Here is a 12,853-nt window from a genome sequence, read left to right as displayed (position 1 = left end):
ACCGCAACGTGAACCCCTGCGAGAAATCAGCACTGTTTGTGCCATCGACGCCGACAGGTACTCGACGCCTGCTTCCGGGGGTCATCACCAGGATCCTGCTCGTACTCAGTAGCCGAGAAGGGCGACCGCACGTTTCGGATCGCGAGCAGCAACCGCGCTACTCGCGGTTCGTCGGAACATGCCGCCGAGTAGCCAGCGCGGCCTCGCGGTGCGGAGGTAGAACGGCTGTCCCGAAGCATGGCGGTGATTCGCGACCGAAGACCGCACTGCCGATCACCCCAGATCCCCGGCGCTCGACCAGGAGCGCGAACTGACGGCGCCCTACTTCCGTCCGGAGACGAGAAAAGCCGCCAGTTTCCTGACGGCTCGTCTCGATTGAGATACGAGAACATGGTGTTCCTAGATACGAGAACACCCCGTGGTGGGGTGTTCTCGGTTCTGCGCGATGCCTTGAGGCTTCAGGGGTCATACGCACCATGTACGCGGCCGAATCCTCTGGCGCGAGGGCGTTATTCCCCTGGCGGCTCGAGACAGCGCTTGAAACTCTTGCTCGAGCTGGTTTTAACGCGCCCATGCCTGAGTGGGGGGGCAGGCGGACTTAGCGAGAGCCCAGAGTGCGTGATCCGCGACCGGCTCGCGCAGATCAGATTGAGGATCGCGTCACTGCCTGTTCGCCCGTCCCCGCGCGGAGAAACCGAACGCATCGCCCGCGTCTTCGTGAGCCGCTGTCTCGTCGACCGTCGTGGGGCACAGCTCAGTTACCAGCCGACCCCGCCCCGTCGAAGCATACGGACGGCTACCGGGCGAGGCGTTCGAGCACTCCGCCGACGACGACCGCCGCGTCCTGCTGCGACGCCTGGATACGCCAGTCGAGCCCGTGTGCACTGGTGAGTTCAAGGTTGCTGTACAGCATGATGGGCAGGATCGGGTTGCTGGAGAAGCGACGGTCCGGTCCGCCCTTCTTGTTCACGTACTGCCATGTGTGGTCAACCTGCACTGCATCGCTGGGCGTCGCCCCGGGCGATTCGATGAACCGTTGCTTCCGGGCGTGAACGCGCAGGTGCGAGTACGCGACATCGGTGTAGGACTTTCCTTCCCGCATGAGGATCCGGTCGGGCAGAAAGTGCAGGCTTGTCTTCCCCGCCCCGATGGTGGGGACGGCAACGTTGGTGGCGAGATGTTTCGGGCCCTGGGCGGTCGCGGTTGCATCAACGCGCGTGATGATGTTGCTAGCGCCGGCGTTCCGTTTGTGCTGATGGAGCGTCTGCACCTGTCCTGATGCGACTGTGCGCCAGAGTTTCGTGGCGTTGGTGAGCCATCCCCAGTTGGTGACGAGGTCCTCGAACCATTGGGCGGCGTCATCGTTGACGTCGTAGAAGACGACCGCCTTTGTTCTTGCGGCGTCGCGGAGGAACAGCCACCAGCACAGCGGGATCGCGAGCAGCCAGATGATGAGGCCGAACGGCAGGGTGGCTGCACCGGCAACGACCGCGATGGCTGTCACCCACCAGGCGAGTCGTGTGTGGCGGGCAGCCGCGTTCAGCTGCTCAACGATCTCTCCCCCGCCGGTCGGCCGCATGTCCATGGTGGTGGCGCCGGTGACGTCGTCAAGGATCACAGCACCCGGGTCGAACGGCGTCCAGCTCAAGGCGGGGTTGGTTCCGGCGCGCACGCCGCCCGTGGAGACGCCGGTGGGGGTGCCAAGCGATGTGCGGTAGTAGACGCCGCCACGTCCCATGTGGACGTAGTTGCCTCGCGGCCCGGTCCCGACCCGGAATCCAGGTGCTCCGACGCTGACGCCAACACCGGACCTGCTGAGGTTGAACCGGAATGGCCCGGCCTTGACGCTCTTGCGCACGTAGAAGCCCACGCCGCTCCCCTTTCTCGTCACCATGGTGGTGGTGTGTTTAGTCTGCCGGAACCTGCCGCCAGTGCCGGATCCCCGGGGGTGCCAGAGCGGCCGTGCCCGACGTGCTCTTACTCGTCTCCTTCAGCGCGTCGACGGTGAGGGGACTCGCCCCGCGTCCGCTGAATAGGTGAACGTTTCTTCTTTGGCTATGACTCGCGCGTACGGTCCACGGGGCGACCCGATTGTCGTTGCGCAGGTAGTGAAAGCCAACCACCCCCACAGCATGAGCGGCGTGGACTCCGTCATGCCTTGAATGAGGAGCACCACCACGACCATCAGAGGAAACAGCGCCACCGGAGATCGGACGGCTACGGCGAGCTTCCAGCTCTTCAGAAGAGCCTGGAGAGCGACGGCGGTGAGGCAGAAGACGCCAAACGCCCCAAGCTGCAGGTAGACGTCCAGCCACATGTTGTGCGCCTGAAACACAACGATGGAATGGTCGACGATCCAGCCGTCAAAAGCTGGATCCCACGGAAGCCATGGAGTGGCGAAGCCGTGACCGATGACCGGCGACTGCCCGGCGCGCTCCAACACAGCCTCCCAGATGTTCACGCGCCCGGTGAACGTGCCCTGTCTACCGAGGAGGTGTGTCAACGGCTCACGAAAAAGGATGACCAAGGCGACGCTGAGTGCCGCGACGGCGCCGAGGCCAGCAGACATCAGTGCTCGACCACGTCGGGAGCGGATGCTGCGGAAGGCGATGACGAACGCGGCCGTCGCCACAACCACTACCAATGCGACCAAGACTGTCGCGGAGCCGGTACGGATGATCAGCCACACGCTCACAGTCGCCACCGCGGCCAAGTAGAGCCTCGAGCCCTGCCCTGCCAGCAACTGCACGATGCATACGAGAGCGGTCAAAAGGCAGAGCACACCCAGCAAGTTCGCGTTCCCGACAGCTCCTTGTGCGCGACCTCCGGAAAGGAACCCGTCCAATAGGTTGCCACGAACCCAGTACCAATGCGGGTCCGGGTCGGATGGGGCATCGGCAAAGTTCGGCATTAGCGGCGCGCGCCGGACAACAGCGACCCACAGCTCCATCACCAGAGAGAGGATGACCACCGCCCTTAGCGCCCTGCCCGCTATCGCGATGAGTTCACGTCCCTCGAACCGGTCGACTAAGAAGAGCCCGTGAACGGTCGCTGAGGCGAAGAGGAGCAGCGTCAACGCGCTGACACCCGGCCAATGCGACCAAAAGGCGGATAGAAGAGCCAAGCCTGCGTACGCGAACACGGCCCACGGCGCGGTGCCCGCAGTCAGGAGACCGCCCCTGCGCCGAAATCGTGGAGGGATCCACACTGTCAGCGTGACGAGGGTGAGAGCTATGAGAAGAGCGCCTGCGCCCTCAGCTCCGATCAGGTTGAACCAGAACGAGTAAGCGAAAGCCGAGAAGACGACGACGGTGGCATGCCATTCCATCACGGTGCTCGGAAGGTCTCGCAAACTCCATCGAGCGAAGCGCGTATCGGACCGGGAGTTCATGAGAACCAATCGTGTAGTAACCGTTCTCGACTGAGCCGAGAAGAGCGCGGACCGGAAAATCTATCACCTGAGGCGCCGCGAGCAACTACAGATTCTTGGACATTCTTCGCAAGGGAGCAGAATCCAAGGATTGAGACCATAATCCCTGCGGGTTCGGCTACGCACCGGGCACGTGCATATCGTCGAAGGGCGGAACAATCCGCATTACGACCGGAAGTGAAGTACGAATGAAGAAATCTCTCGTTGTCGCCGCGGCACTCGGACTTGTCCTCAGCCTCGGGATTGTTGCGCCCGCACACGCGACCGACACCGCACAGGCTCCTGAAGGAACATGGGTGGACGAAGGAGGATACATCCGCCAGACACCTGAGCGCCTTGCCGAGATCGCAGCCTCACAGACGAGCACGGAGACCGACCAGATTGTCGAATCAGGCGAGCCGGTGAACTTGCTCGTAGACTCCGACACTGGTGAGATCTTGGCGGCTACCTATGTTCGGCGGGCCAGCGCGCGCGGGATCGCCCCGATGGCCATCGGATCAAGTTGCGCGTCGGGGGCATCCTACGTGATGACGAACGCTGGCGGCACATCTCCGAAGCATTGCTTCTCCGGGACAGGAAAGAAGTCAGTAAACGTCCCAGGCGTTGTCTACGCGTCGTCTGGGGACTACAACAAGTACTTCGACATCAAGTTCAGTGACGGCTGGACGTCGCTGCTGATGCACAGCTCCTCGGTGTCGTACACGAAGCCTCGGACCCTGACGTCAGTCGACCGCGGCAATCTCTGAGCTCAGCTGCTTCTGAACCGTTCGGTCCACGCGGACGCGTGGGCCGAACCCTCGACGGGTTGAAAGGGGCGGCGAAGAACGGATCAAGGTTGTCGCCGGTGTACTCATAACGCGGGACGACGAAAAGTGCCCGCGTCGGCCGTACGGGGGCACCCTTCTCATCGAGAAGAATCGGACGGCGCGTCGCGGTCCGATAAGGGGCGCCGACGCTAGCCGTTCAGCCAGGTGGCATGCATCTGTGCCGGGTCAGGCGACTGATGCAGCTGGCTCGTGAGAATCGCGGCCTGCGCGTCGCGGAGGCTGCAGATATAGTCCACAACCGCGATGGCAACCTCGTCGCGAGCCACCGGGTCCTCCCCCGTGTCGGAGTCACTCCCTGAGCCATCTGCGGAGATGTTTGCCTCGGTGATCTCGAGGGCACCGACGAGGTACTCGCGGAGCCAGGCATCGAAGCTCCTTGAGGAGGGTGGAGATGAGCGGGATCTCAGCCGGCACTCGCGCATCGTGCTGCGCCTCGATTTCATCGACGCTGACATGTACGGGAGCGAAGAGGACGGCATGTGGGCGGCGGTCCCTGCGGAGGGCGTGCTGGTCGCAGCGAAGGCGACTATTCATCCGATGTGGGTGTGGCGACACACGTAGATCAGCGGGTAGAAGTAGCAGCTCCAGCGCTGGAGTTGACGCCGGGAGTCCGCCCGAGCTTCCCGGCCGGGCGCTCACCTGCTTTCGCGGAAGAGGTCGTCGGTGAACAGCGGCTCATCAAGCACTGGTTCATCCTGCTCATCGAGGACTCTCGAAGGCGACTCCTGACGGGGTGCGCGCTTCACCGACGCTCGCGTGGGCTTCGATGGGAAAGCGCGCCCCTTGCCATAGGCAACGGAAGGCCCTCGCTTTGCCTCCGACGTCTTCATAAGAATGTCACGGTCGACCAAGTCAGCCAGCAAGCGTGAGGCGTTCACCCCGTCCAGATCGAGCATCAACCGGACCATTCGCGCGTTGATACTCCCGGTCTCAATGACCATCTCGATGATCTTGCGATCCAATTGGTCTGTAGTCCGCCGCCTGTACGTGACGGCTGATCCGAGAGCGGCAAGCGCCTCCTCGCGCAGGCGATACTTGGGGTTCGCGCGCCGGGCGGTCTCTCGAGTGGGTTCAAGAAGTTTCAACGCGTCACTCGCCAGCCTCCCCAGCACTGACTGCGCTTCGTCCACAGACGGCTTCTGCAGGACAGCTACGAGTTCGTCAGCGCTCACAGTTCTTTTGGTTAGCAGAGTGAGCAAGATGACCATGGTGTCCGCGTCGTCCGCCTCCTCCGCAGGCAACGTCGCAACATAGCGAGCAAGCGCCGTATTCGGCGCTCCGCCGAGAAGACTGACCTCTACCTTATTGTTGTCAGCCTCATACCGGGGAGGCTCGTGACCAATCCTCGCCATCTCGGCATACATACGGTCCACGCCCGTGCCAGCGGTTTCGGCCAGACCGAGCATACGCATCGCGCCGGCGAGATTACTGTTTCGGGTTCTCGAGGACGTGGTCAACACATTGTCCACCCGGATGCCGGGCAGAAATCCTCCGGGCGACGTCACTCTGAGCTGCGTCACCGTGTGCTCGACGGAAGTCCGGTCCGCGTTGAAGTAATCACGATGCATCAGTCCATTGACCACAGCCTCGCGGACGGCGAGCTCGGGAAGATCTGCGATGTGGAGCTGCTGGCCCTTCCCGATGGAGACAGGCGTCGTCTCTAGGCGCGCCTCGATGAGATCGAACGTCCGTTGAATTGCAGGCACCAACGGACCCGGCAGTTGCTCGTTCGCCGTCAGCTGACCGGTCGGTGTTCGACGGTGAACATAGGCAATCAGCGTTCGGTCCGCGTACGCACGGGTGAAGAGCAGCGCCCCGGCGTTGGTGAGCGACTGGTCGTCGAGAACGACCCCGGTCGCTCGAAGAATGTCAATGTCCGAGGCGTCAGCAAGCCGTTGCGACCCAGCGTTCCGAGCGCGCGTCAGCATGCCGCGCGCAACCTGCATTGCCACAGGATCCACGTCCGAGGCGCTCACTGTGCTGGACTGAGCACTCCAGTCCCGCCCAGTCTTATGCGCCGTAACCACAGCGATACGGGCGCTGTCCATTGGTTCACACTTGTCAGCGATTCGTTCGGTGGGAATCTTCCCATTGGCGCTGTGAACTTGAGTACTCACCGGGACATTGATCACCAGCACAGCCGCCGGGTATCCAGAGACCGCCTCAACCTCGACAAGCAGCGGAGGCCGAGTGATCTCGTAGATTCTGTGCCGAACCTGTTCCGGGTCCAAGCGGGTTCCGACGAAAGCTGCGGCACCCGAAGCCTTGTCGTTGACACCAATGATGACGTTGCCGCCGTTCGCGTTGGCGAAGCACGTGGCGGCATGGGCGATGTTCGCGAGATCGTCGTGCCCGGAACGGCCGTCCGTCTTGAACTCGACGTCGAGCGATTCGAGCTCGTTCGGGGTGAGACCTTCGTTGAGGACTTTCCCTAGAACCTGCTCCACCGTCTCAGCATTCACGACGTTCTCCAGTTTTGCGCGAGTTTTAACAAACCCTTCACAGTGAAGGGTAGTGCAAAACTATCGCAAAACTCTGCGCCGCGTAACTCGAAGGCCCTGCCTCCGCCGCGTTGCCGAAGGCTCGGGCGCGGGACCGACGCATCTGAGAAGGAACCTGGGATTGCTGTCGGCTGCGTGGAAAAGTTCGCGAACAGAACCGGCATCAGCCACGGACGCCCGGCACACGAAAGGGCCGCCGAGAATGTCGGTGGCCCTTCGCGTGGACTTTAGATCCGAGAACATACGAGCTCTAGAACCGAGAACATCCCGTGGTGGCGAGTGAGGGATTCGAACCCCCGAATGCGATGCAGTCTGATTTACAGTCAGATCCCTTTGGCCGCTTGGGTAACTCGCCAGAGCGCACCCGTCCGACTTGAACAGCCAACCGGGGGCACGAAGAATAAGTATACGGGTCGGAGGCAGGGTCAAGAAATCGAGCTGTCAGCTCCCGTGCACACCACGACCGGCGTCCGCCAGCGACTCAGGAGTGCGCAGGAGTCCGCCCTCGGCACGGCAGGTCGCCGCCGCGATGTCCATGGCTCGTTCGAGCAGCGCACGCCACTCCCCCAGCGCAGTCGGCGAGCCCTGTACGAGCCCGGCCGAGACCGCGGCGAGGGTGGCATCGCCCGCACCGACCGTGTCTGCGATCGGCCCGGGGAGTACCGAGATCGGTGCCGATGCGACGCCGGCCTCAACATCGATGGTGGCACCGTCCGCGCCGGCGGTCGCCAGGACGGCGCCGACCCCCAGATCACGCAGACGAGTCCGGAGCGCATCGAGATCACCGCCGTAGAGGATCGTCGCGTCATCCGCCCCGACCTTCACGATCTCGGCATCCGCTGCCAGGCGCTCGAAGCCGCGGACGAACTCGTCGCGATCGCTCAGCATCCCAGTGCGCGGGTTCGGATCGACGGCGACACGGGCATCGCCCAGCGCATCGACCAGCGCATCGACCTCCTCCGGCACGTCGAAGGGGAAACAGCTGATCGCGACGAGCCCGGCATCCGCGATCGCCTGCCGTGCGTCACCGGAATAGCGGATGCTGCGCCGCTGCGCGGCTTCGTTGAAGACGTACTGCGGCTCACCGTTCGCCGCACGCTCGACGATCGCGCGCGACGAACCGTGCGGCGCAGCGCTGGCGATCAGCCGCACGCCATGATCGGCGAGGTACTCGCGGATGTGCGCTCCTGGTTCGTCGTCGCCCACCATCGCGATCAGCGTGGTCTCGACGCCGAGTCGGCGGAGGCCGACCGCGACATTCAGCGCAGCGCCGCCCACGAGCTCGCGCACGCCGGCATCATCGCGGATCTCGTCGATCAGGGCGTCTCCGATGACGACCACGGTTCCTGAGGAGGAAGTCTCAATGTTCACTCGCTGAGAGTATCGCGCCGGCACCGTCCGATGACGATCGGCGATCCGCTCGCGCTCGATGCACAGGGCGCAGTACGGTGTTGGCCATGAACGCGCGACCCGTCACTGCTGCCGCCCTCCTCGTGCTCGCCGTCGCCCTGACCGCGTGCGGCCCCGTGTCCGGTGATGGAGCTGACTCGACCACCACCCCGTCGGCATCTGCATCCTCATCCGGGACCCCGTCACCCGACGCCAGCGGCAGCCCCTCACCGACCCCGACGGCCACGACGAAGGCCATCGCGCTGCCGACCGACTGCCGCGCGATCCTGTCCGAGCCGGTGCTCGCCGAACTCGGCGACACACCGCTCAACGACGCCGCCTTCGGGCCCTCCGGCGTGGGCGCGAACGGCACGCTCACCTGCATCTGGGGGGATCCGGGCGCAGACACCACCAGGCTCATCACGACCGTCTCGAAAATGAATCGTGGGCCGGCTCTCGACATGCTCAACGCGCTGGCGAATGACGAAGGTTTCTCCTGCTTCACCCCCGACGGCGGCACCCGCTGCGAGAAGACCTGGCCGAACACGCAGTACCCGGTGACCGACGGGCGCACGCTGTTCTGGCGCGACGATGTCCTCATCGACACCCAGTACTCGAATCTCGCCCCAGCGGGGTACACCTCGGCCATCGTGGCCGCGCTGTTCGGCTGATCCCGGCGTCGAGAGCAGCCGCAGACGCGAAGAAGGCCCCGGAGAGAACCCCGGGGCCTTCTTCATTCAGTCACACCTCAGTTGTAGGTACCGGGGGTGATGTCGTCCGTCGAGAACGCGTCGAAGTCGACGTAGCCGAAGTCGCCGTCGGCGTACGCACCGTCGGATGCGAAGATCCGGTTCGGGTAGCGCTCGCTCTTGGCTTCCTCGGTGGCCTCGACCGTGACGTCGCGGTACTTCGAGAGACCGGTTCCGGCGGGGATGAGCTTTCCGATGATGACGTTCTCCTTGAGACCGACCAGCGGGTCGCGCTTGCCCTCCATGGCGGCCTGCGTGAGCACGCGGGTCGTCTCCTGGAAGGAAGCAGCGGACAGCCACGACTCCGTCGCGAGCGACGCCTTCGTGATACCCATCAGCTCCGGGCGACCGGACGCGGGGCGCTTGCCCTCTGCCACGGCCTCGCGGTTGATCGTCTGGTAGCGCTTGAGGTCGACCATCTCACCCGGGAGCAGGGTCGTGTCGGCGTGATCGACGACGGTGACCTTGCGGAGCATCTGACGGACGATGACCTCGATGTGCTTGTCGTGGATCGGCACACCCTGCGAGCGGTACACGCCCTGGACGCCGCCGACGAGGTAGCGCTGCACCTCGCGGGCACCCATGACGCGCATGATCTCCTTGGGGTCCAGCGTTCCCACCAGGATCGGCTGACCGACCGTGACGTGCTGGCCGTCCTCGACGAGAAGCGTCGCACGCTTCAGCACCGGGTAGACGACCGGCTCGTCGCCGCTGTCGGGCGTCAGGATGACCTTCTTGCCCTTGTCGGTCTCGTCGATCGTGATGCGACCGTCTGCCTCGGCGATCGGGGACGCACCCTTGGGGGTACGGGCCTCGAACAGCTCCTGCACACGGGGCAGACCCTGCGTGATGTCATCAGCAGATGCCGAACCACCGGTGTGGAAGGTACGCATCGTCAGCTGGGTACCGGGCTCACCGATCGACTGGGCCGCGATGATGCCGACGGCCTCGCCGATGTCGACCGTCTTGCCGGTCGCGAGCGAACGTCCGTAGCACTGCGCGCAGACACCGACGGCGGAGTCGCAGGTCAGGACCGAGCGAACCTTGATCGTCTCGACGCCAAGACCCACGAGCTTGTCGATGAGCACGTCGCCGACGTCCTCACCGGCTTCGGCGAGGACCTCACCCTTGCTGTCGATGACAGCGGAGGCCAGCGTGCGAGCGAACACCGAGTTCTCGACGTTCGCGTCGCGGACGAGCTCACCCTGCGAGTTCGGCGAGGCGATCGGGAGCTCGAGGCCCTTCGACGTGCCGCAGTCCTCTTCGCGGATGATGACGTCCTGCGAGACATCCACCAGACGACGGGTCAGGTAACCCGAGTCGGCGGTACGCAGAGCGGTGTCGGCCAGACCCTTACGGGTACCGTGCGTCGCAATGAAGTACTCCGCAACCGACAGACCCTCGCGGTACGAGGAGATGATCGGACGCGGGATGATCTCACCCTTGGGGTTGTTCACCAGACCACGCATACCGGCGATGTTCCGGATCTGCAGCCAGTTACCACGAGCACCCGACGACACCATGCGGTTGATGGTGTTGTCCTCGGGGAAGTTGGCCTTCATGGCCGCCTGCACCTCGTCGGTCGCCTCGGTCCAGATCTTGATGAGCTCCTGGCGACGCTCGGTGTCGGTGGTCAGACCCTTCTCGTACTGCGACTGGACCTTCGCGGCCTGCTTCTCGTAGCCCGCGACGATCTCGGCCTTGTTCGGCGGCGTGAGGATGTCGCTCAGGGCGACGGTCACACCGGAGCGAGTCGCCCAGTAGAAGCCGGCGTCCTTGATGCGGTCCAGCGATGCAGCCGTCTCGACCTTGGGGTACTCCTCGGCCAGCTTGTTGACGATCTGCGACAGCTTGTTCTTGTCAGCCTGTTCGCGGACGAAGGGGTAGCCCTTCGGCAGCGTGTCGTTGAAGATCGCCTGACCCAGCGAGGCGTCGACGAGACCGTGGCGGTCGTAGTTCTCGGGCGCTTCGCCCTCGAGGAACGTCAGGCCGGGGATGCGGATGCGGATCTTCGCCTGCAGGTCGAGGGTTCCCTCGTCCTTGGCCAGGATCGCCTCGCCCACGGAGCCGAACGCGCGTCCTTCACCGGCGGCACCGGCCTTGACCGTGGTCAGGTGGTGCAGACCGATGATCATGTCCTGCGAAGGCAGGGTGACCGGACGGCCGTCGGACGGCTTCAGGATGTTGTTCGACGCGAGCATCAGCACGCGGGCCTCGGCCTGAGCCTCGACCGAGAGCGGCAGGTGCACAGCCATCTGGTCACCGTCGAAGTCGGCGTTGAACGCCGCGCAGACGAGCGGGTGCAGCTGGATGGCCTTGCCCTCGACGAGCTGGGGCTCAAACGCCTGGATGCCGAGACGGTGCAGGGTGGGTGCACGGTTCAGCAGCACGGGGCGCTCGCGGATGATCTCCTCGAGCACGTCCCAGACCTCGGGACGGGTGCGCTCGACGGCGCGCTTCGCGGCCTTGATGTTCTGCGAGTGACCGAGGTCGATCAGACGCTTGATCACGAACGGCTTGAAGAGCTCCAGCGCCATCTGCTTGGGCAGACCGCACTGGTGCAGCTTCAGCTGCGGGCCGACGATGATGACCGAACGGCCGGAGTAGTCGACTCGCTTGCCGAGCAGGTTCTGGCGGAAACGACCCTGCTTTCCCTTCAGCATGTCGCTGAGGGACTTCAGGGCGCGGTTGCCGGTACCGGTGACGGGACGACCACGGCGACCGTTGTCGAACAGTGCGTCGACGGCCTCCTGCAGCATGCGCTTCTCGTTGTTGACGATGATCTCGGGGGCACCGAGGTCGATCAGACGACGAAGACGGTTGTTGCGGTTGATCACACGACGGTAGAGGTCGTTCAGGTCGGAGGTCGCGAAGCGGCCACCGTCGAGCTGCACCATCGGGCGCAGCTCCGGCGGGATCACCGGGACGACGTCGAGGACCATGGCGGCCGGGCTCATGCCGGTCTCCAGGAACGAGCTGACGACCTTCAGGCGCTTGATCGCGCGGATCTTGCGCTGACCCTTGCCCTCGGAGATCTGCAGACGCAGGTTCTCGGCTTCGCCGGCGAGGTCGAACGCAGCGAGGCGACGCTGGATCGACTCGGCGCCCATGTAGGCCTCGAAGTACTGACCGAAACGGTCCTGCAGCTCGTGGAAGACGTCGTCCTCGGGGCGGAGTGCGCCCACCTCGAGCGTGCGGAAGTCCTCCCACACGCGCTCGAGCTTGGCGATGGCCTCGTCGGCACCCTTGCGGGTGAGAGTCATCTCCTTCTCGGCGGCGTCCTTGACCTTCTTCTTGGCGTCGGCCTTGGCACCCTCGGCCTCGAGAGCAGCGAGCTCCTCCTCGAGACGAGCCAGGCGCTCAGCGATCTTCGCGTCACGACGGTCGCCGAGCGTCTTCAGCTCGAGACGGATGTTGTTCTCCTGCGTGCCCAGGTCGCGGTGACGAGCATCCTCGTCGACCGAGATGACCATGTAGGCGGCGAAGTAGATGACCTTCTCGAGGTCCTTCGGCGCCATGTCGAGCAGGTAGCCGAGACGCGAGGGAACGCCCTTGAAGTACCAGATGTGGGTGACGGGAGCGGCGAGCTCGATGTGACCCATGCGCTCACGACGGACGGAGCTCTTGGTGACCTCCACGCCGCAGCGCTCGCAGACGATGCCCTTGAAGCGGACACGCTTGTACTTGCCGCAGGCGCACTCCCAGTCGCGGGACGGGCCGAAGATCTGCTCTCCGAAGAGACCGTCCTTCTCCGGCTTCAGCGTGCGGTAGTTGATGGTTTCGGGCTTCTTGACCTCACCGTACGACCACGCGCGGATGTGGTCCGCAGTGGCCAGGCCGATGCGAAGCTCGTCGAAAGTGTTTGACTCGAGCACTAATTCTCCTGTGTCGGAATTCTTTTGAGAAGTCTGTCGCCGGCAAGCTCAGTCGCCCTGCGGGTCCCTGAGCTTGCCTGCG

7 protein-coding genes and 1 tRNA gene are annotated in these 12,853 nt (G+C 64.2%); 2 read left to right on the top strand and 6 right to left on the bottom strand.

Going from position 1 to position 12,853, the window contains the following annotated elements:
* Positions 1-796: 796 nt before the first annotated feature.
* Positions 797-1,870, bottom strand: a complete 1,074-nt coding sequence (locus tag V7Z82_RS05615; protein WP_334148879.1) for a DUF4236 domain-containing protein — start codon at positions 1,868-1,870, stop codon at positions 797-799.
* Positions 1,871-1,990: 120 nt separating this feature from the next.
* The gene (locus tag V7Z82_RS05610; protein WP_334148877.1) at positions 1,991-3,328 is read right to left on the bottom strand and encodes an O-antigen ligase family protein; all 1,338 of its coding nucleotides are present in this window, start codon (positions 3,326-3,328) and stop codon (positions 1,991-1,993) included.
* 290 nt (positions 3,329-3,618) lie between these two features.
* Here V7Z82_RS05610 and V7Z82_RS05605 point away from each other — a divergent pair, with 290 nt between their 5' ends.
* Positions 3,619-4,176, top strand: a complete 558-nt coding sequence (locus tag V7Z82_RS05605) for a hypothetical protein (RefSeq protein WP_334148875.1) — start codon at positions 3,619-3,621, stop codon at positions 4,174-4,176.
* 716 nt (positions 4,177-4,892) lie between these two features.
* On the opposite strand, the gene V7Z82_RS05600 is transcribed toward V7Z82_RS05605, so the two are convergent.
* The 3 genes from V7Z82_RS05600 to V7Z82_RS05590 all read right to left on the bottom strand — a co-directional run bounded on the left by V7Z82_RS05600 (position 4,893) and on the right by V7Z82_RS05590 (position 8,129).
* Entirely contained in the window at positions 4,893-6,719 is a 1,827-nt protein-coding gene (locus V7Z82_RS05600) for an ATP-binding protein (protein WP_334148873.1), read from the bottom strand.
* Positions 6,720-7,028: 309 nt separating this feature from the next.
* Positions 7,029-7,113: transfer RNA gene (locus V7Z82_RS05595), tRNA-Tyr, on the bottom strand.
* An 86-nt stretch (positions 7,114-7,199) separates the two neighbouring features.
* Positions 7,200-8,129 carry a PfkB family carbohydrate kinase gene (locus V7Z82_RS05590; protein WP_334148871.1) on the bottom strand — a complete coding sequence of 310 codons (930 nt, stop codon included), beginning with the start codon at positions 8,127-8,129 and terminating at the stop codon, positions 7,200-7,202.
* An 86-nt stretch (positions 8,130-8,215) separates the two neighbouring features.
* Between V7Z82_RS05590 and V7Z82_RS05585 the strand changes: the two genes are divergently transcribed.
* Complete coding sequence (locus V7Z82_RS05585; protein WP_334148869.1) at positions 8,216-8,818, top strand: hypothetical protein; 603 nt, start codon at positions 8,216-8,218, stop codon at positions 8,816-8,818.
* A gap of 77 nt (positions 8,819-8,895) precedes the next feature.
* Here V7Z82_RS05585 and rpoC read toward each other — a convergent pair whose 3' ends face one another.
* Complete coding sequence (rpoC, locus tag V7Z82_RS05580) at positions 8,896-12,771, bottom strand: DNA-directed RNA polymerase subunit beta' (protein ID WP_334148867.1); 3,876 nt, start codon at positions 12,769-12,771, stop codon at positions 8,896-8,898.
* Between the last annotated feature and the right edge of the window lie 82 nt (positions 12,772-12,853).

Source organism: Microbacterium sp., assembly GCF_036823965.1.
GTDB lineage: Bacteria > Actinomycetota > Actinomycetes > Actinomycetales > Microbacteriaceae > Microbacterium.
The sequence above is the reverse complement of the archived record's forward strand: the minus strand, read 5'-3'. Positions and strand labels throughout refer to the sequence as shown.

Excerpts from the sequence above, each read along its gene's own strand:
- V7Z82_RS05585 (WP_334148869.1), top strand. The coding sequence starts at position 8,216 with ATGAACGCGCGACCCGTCACTGCTGCCGCCCTCCTCGTGCTCGCCGTC.
- V7Z82_RS05605 (WP_334148875.1), top strand. The coding sequence starts at position 3,619 with ATGAAGAAATCTCTCGTTGTCGCCGCGGCACTCGGACTTGTCCTCAGC.
- V7Z82_RS05610 (WP_334148877.1), bottom strand. The coding sequence starts at position 3,328 with ATGGAATGGCATGCCACCGTCGTCGTCTTCTCGGCTTTCGCTTACTCG.